Consider the following 4,045-nt stretch of genomic DNA (forward strand, 5'->3'; position numbering starts at 1 on the left):
AATCATGTCGGTCACCGACAGCTGGACCCCGAACAAAGCCCGCGAAGCCGAAAAGGTGTTTGGCGCCGACGATCTGGCCCACCCGGCGGTTAACTATCTGCATAACGTCGCTGGCCCGGTCTATCTGGGTGGTCCGGTCACCGGCCTGCAACAGCCGGTGCATTACGATTTCAAAGGCCGCCGCGACACGCCGAACGAATTGCGCGCCTATTTCCGCAAGCTGGGCTGGAACAAGGTCGTCGCCTTCCAGACCCGCAACCCGCTGCACCGCGCCCACCAGGAACTGACCTTCCGCGCCGCGCGCGAGGCTCAGGCCAACCTGGTGATCCACCCGGTCGTCGGCATGACCAAGCCGGGCGATGTCGATCACTTCACCCGCGTGCGCTGTTACGAGGCGGTGCTGGACAAGTATCCGCAATCGACCACCACCATGTCGCTCTTGAACCTTGCCATGCGCATGGCCGGCCCGCGCGAGGCCGTCTGGCACGGCCTGATCCGCGCCAATCACGGCGTGACGCATTTCATCGTTGGCCGTGACCATGCCGGTCCGGGCAAGAACTCGGAAGGCAAGGATTTCTACGGTCCTTACGATGCCCAGGATCTGTTCAAAAAGTATGAAGACGAAATCGGCGTCACCATGGTCGATTTCAAACACATGGTTTATGTGCAGGAAAAGGCTCAGTATTTCCCGGCGAACGAAGTTCCCGAGGATTGCACCGTTTTGGACATCTCGGGCACCGAACTGCGTCGTCGTCTGCGCGAAGGTCTGGAAATCCCGGAATGGTTCTCGTTCCCCGAAGTGGTGAAAGAGCTGCGCCGCACCTCGCCGCCGCGCGCCAAACAGGGCTTTACCGTGTTCTTCACCGGTCTCAGCGGCTCGGGCAAATCGACCATCGCCAACGCGCTGATGGTCAAGCTGATGGAGATGGGTGGCCGTCCCGTGACCCTGCTGGATGGCGATGTGGTGCGGAAACACCTGTCGTCCGAGCTGGGCTTCTCGAAAGAGCACCGCGACATCAACATCAAGCGGATCGGCTATGTGGCGTCCGAGATCACCAAGAATGGCGGCATCGCCATCTGTGCGCCGATCGCCCCCTACACCGCCACCCGCCGCGCCGTGCGCGAGATGATCGAAGCCTACGGCGCCTTTGTCGAAGTCCATGTCGCCACCTCGATCGAGGAATGCGAACGCCGCGACCGCAAGGGCCTGTATAAGCTGGCCCGCGAAGGCAAGATCAAGGAATTCACCGGGATTTCCGATCCTTATGAAGCTCCGGTCAATGCCGAACTGGTGGTCAACACCGAAGGCCTTGATGTCGACAACTGCGCCCATCAGGTGCTGCTCAAGCTCGAAGCCTTGGGCCTGATTGCCGGGTAAGCCCGTGCTTGTCGTCACTTTCACGACCATTCCGCCGAGGTTCAACGACCTCGGCGGTTTTCTTTCCGGGCTTGCGGCGCAGAAAACCCGGCCCGATCGGGTCGAACTGTATGTCGCCCAGAATTATCGCCGCTTTCCCGGTGAGCGCCCGGCGCTGCCGCCGTTGCCCGAGTGGGTGAACGTCATCGAGGTCGAACACGATCTTGGCCCCGCGACCAAGGTTCTGCCCGCCGCCCGCACCTATGCCGGGCAGGATGTCGATATTCTGTATTGCGACGATGACCGGGTCTATGATCCGGGTTGGGTCGGTCGGTTTCAGCAGGCCCGCAAGGACCACCCGACCAAGGCCATCGCTGAACAGGGCCTGCATATCGAGGAATGCGGCACCTTCCCGCGCCGCACACCGCCGCAGCCGCGCGCCATCCGCCAGCCCAAGATCCGCTTTTACCGCGCCATTCGCCTGCTCAGCCTTGGCACGATCCGCCCGGTCCGGCCCAGCTTTTCCGCGGCTGGTTATATCGACATTGCCGAAGGCTATGGCGGGGTGATGGTGCGGCCCGACTTTTTTGGCCCCAAGGCATGGGACATTCCGGATGTGATGTGGACAGTGGATGATGTCTGGCTGTCAGGCCAGATGCAGCTTCAGGGCCATGATGTTTGGCTGAACCACCTTGCACCGCCGCGGCGCAGGAACACCGGGGTCGGCAAGGTCAGCGCCTTGGCGGATCACGTCGAAGACGGTGTCGGGCGCGGTGATGCCAATCGCATGACGATCGACTATTTCCGCGACACCTACAGCATCTGGACCTAAGACCCCGCCCCTGCCGGGTCGGGATCGCTGGTCGGATCAGTGCACCGTTACGGGTGCATAGTCATTCTGGCGCGCCAGCACGAAGGCAAGGCTGCGGCTGGCGACAAGGGCCAGTCGTTCGCCATTGGCGTCATGCAGCGCATACAGGGTTTTCGCCCCCTGCGCCTGTTCCTGCACCTCTTCGGGCAGGTCGGCCACGGCCACCGGCCGGACATAGACAATCCGGTCTTCGGACTCGGGCACGAAATCATATTTGCTATTCATCGCGTTTCCCCTTTCTCTCTGTCAGGCCTTGTTGATGCGGATGGTCTGAACCACGGCCTCGGGGGCCAGGCGGCTCAGGTCAACATGCAGCAAACCGTTTTCCATCGTGGCGCCGGACACTTCGACGCCGTCGGCCAGCACAAAGCTGCGCTGGAACTGCCGCGCGGCGATACCGCGATGCAGAAAAATACGGTCTTCGCTGTCATCGGCCTGACGGCCTCGGATGACAAGCTGCCGGTCTTCGACAGTGATCGACAGATCCTCTTCACGGAACCCCGCCACCGCCAAAGTGATGCGATAGCCGCGTTCCGAGGTCTGTTCGATGTTGAACGGGGGATAGCCCTCGTTGCCGGACTTGGCGTTGCGCTCAAGCAGGCGTTCGAGTTGCTCAAAACCCAGCATATAGGGATGCGAGCCAAGTGTCAGTTTCGTCATCGTGCAAGTCCTTGGGTAAGCGACCTGAAATTTACCGGCCCCGTTCTTCGGCGACCTGACAGAAATATGGGAAGCCCGCGCCCGGGACGCAAGGCCGCTCTTCCCGAAAGGGTTGCAAATGACTATGTTGGCAGTCCTGACAGCCCCCTATGAAACCGAGTCCCGATGAATATCGCCAGCGAGATGAACAGCGAAGACGTCCTGCGCATCAAACTTGAAGTGCTGCGACGCGAACACCGTGATCTGGACGACGCCATCCGCGCTCTCGAAAATCAGGGCGGCGTGGCCGACCAGTTCACCACCCGGCGGCTGAAAAAGCAGAAACTGATACTGAAAGACCGCATTGCCGCGCTGGAAGATCAGCTTACCCCTGACATTATTGCGTAAGCCTGCGTTCCCGCTATAGTGCCGCCTCCAATTACGCGAGGGCAGCATGAGCGACGTGAAAGTGGGCATCATCATGGGCAGTCAGTCCGACTGGCCGACGATGAAACTGGCCGCCGATATTCTGGATGAACTTGGCGTCGCCTATGAGGCGAAGATCGTCTCGGCGCATCGCACTCCGGACCGCTTGTGGAGCTATGGCAAAACCGCCGTCGACCGCGGTTTGCAGGTGATTATCGCCGGTGCCGGCGGCGCGGCGCATCTGCCGGGGATGATGGCCAGCAAGACCCGCGTGCCGGTGATCGGTGTTCCGGTTCAGACCAAGGTGCTGTCGGGTGTCGATTCGCTGTATTCCATCGTGCAGATGCCCAAGGGCTATCCGGTGGCGACCATGGCGATCGGCGCTGCCGGTGCGTCGAATGCCGGGCTGATGGCGGCGGGGATTCTGGCGATCAACGATCCCGCCCTTGCGGCGCGTCTGGATGCTTGGCGCGCGGCGCTGTCGGAGTCGATCCCGGATGAGCCGTCGGATGAGTGAGATGCTGACCCCCGGCGCCACGATCGGAATCCTGGGCGGCGGCCAATTGGGCCGGATGCTGTCGGTTGCCGCCTCGCGGCTTGGCTTTTCCTGCCACATCTTTGAACCGGGCGCCAACCCGCCCGCCGGACAGGTCGCCCATCGCGTGACCACCGCCGCCTATGAGGACGAGGCCGCCCTGCGCGCCTTTGCCGAAACCGTCGATGTCATCACGTATGAGTTCGAGAACATCCCG

The 4,045-nt window shown here is 61.7% G+C and carries 6 protein-coding genes and 1 pseudogene; 5 read left to right on the forward strand and 2 right to left on the reverse strand.

Annotated features, from left to right (window positions below; translation table 11 throughout):
- Both ABYW26_RS11545 and ABYW26_RS11550 read left to right on the forward strand, forming a co-directional pair.
- Window positions 1-1,378, forward strand: a 1,378-nt coding sequence (locus ABYW26_RS11545; RefSeq protein WP_372605032.1) for a bifunctional sulfate adenylyltransferase/adenylylsulfate kinase, incomplete at its 5' end; no start/stop codon positions are given.
- A gap of 4 nt (window positions 1,379-1,382) precedes the next feature.
- Window positions 1,383-2,189, forward strand: a complete 807-nt coding sequence (locus ABYW26_RS11550; protein WP_372605033.1) for a glycosyltransferase family 2 protein — start codon at window positions 1,383-1,385, stop codon at window positions 2,187-2,189.
- 36 nt (window positions 2,190-2,225) lie between these two features.
- Here ABYW26_RS11550 and ABYW26_RS11555 read toward each other — a convergent pair whose 3' ends face one another.
- On the reverse strand, window positions 2,226-2,453 hold the full coding sequence (locus ABYW26_RS11555) for a DUF1150 family protein (protein ID WP_372605034.1): 228 nt from the start codon (window positions 2,451-2,453) through the stop codon (window positions 2,226-2,228).
- A gap of 21 nt (window positions 2,454-2,474) precedes the next feature.
- Window positions 2,475-2,888 carry an Hsp20 family protein gene (locus tag ABYW26_RS11560; protein WP_372605035.1) on the reverse strand — a complete coding sequence of 138 codons (414 nt, stop codon included), beginning with the start codon at window positions 2,886-2,888 and terminating at the stop codon, window positions 2,475-2,477.
- 165 nt (window positions 2,889-3,053) lie between these two features.
- Between ABYW26_RS11560 and ABYW26_RS11565 the strand changes: the two genes are divergently transcribed.
- From ABYW26_RS11565 to ABYW26_RS11575, 3 genes and pseudogenes are all read left to right on the forward strand, one after another.
- Window positions 3,054-3,275 (forward strand): YdcH family protein, encoded by a 222-nt coding sequence (locus ABYW26_RS11565; RefSeq protein WP_372605036.1) that lies wholly within the window; start codon window positions 3,054-3,056, stop codon window positions 3,273-3,275.
- 46 nt (window positions 3,276-3,321) lie between these two features.
- Window positions 3,322-3,810, forward strand: a complete 489-nt coding sequence (purE, locus tag ABYW26_RS11570; RefSeq protein WP_372605037.1) for a 5-(carboxyamino)imidazole ribonucleotide mutase — start codon at window positions 3,322-3,324, stop codon at window positions 3,808-3,810.
- Window positions 3,803-4,045: pseudogene (locus tag ABYW26_RS11575) on the forward strand (5-(carboxyamino)imidazole ribonucleotide synthase); the annotation flags it as partial. The gene purE and the pseudogene ABYW26_RS11575, both read left to right, overlap by 8 nt.

Source organism: Actibacterium sp. (genome assembly GCF_041584535.1).
In the GTDB taxonomy this organism is placed as follows: Bacteria; Pseudomonadota; Alphaproteobacteria; order Rhodobacterales; family Rhodobacteraceae; genus Actibacterium_D.

Bases quoted from the DNA above. Each gene is read 5' to 3' on its own strand.
- ABYW26_RS11555 (WP_372605034.1), bottom strand. From the start codon at position 2,453: ATGAATAGCAAATATGATTTCGTGCCCGAGTCCGAAGACCGGATTGTC.
- ABYW26_RS11560 (WP_372605035.1), bottom strand. From the start codon at position 2,888: ATGACGAAACTGACACTTGGCTCGCATCCCTATATGCTGGGTTTTGAG.
- ABYW26_RS11565 (WP_372605036.1), top strand. From the start codon at position 3,054: ATGAATATCGCCAGCGAGATGAACAGCGAAGACGTCCTGCGCATCAAA.
- purE (WP_372605037.1), top strand. From the start codon at position 3,322: ATGAGCGACGTGAAAGTGGGCATCATCATGGGCAGTCAGTCCGACTGG.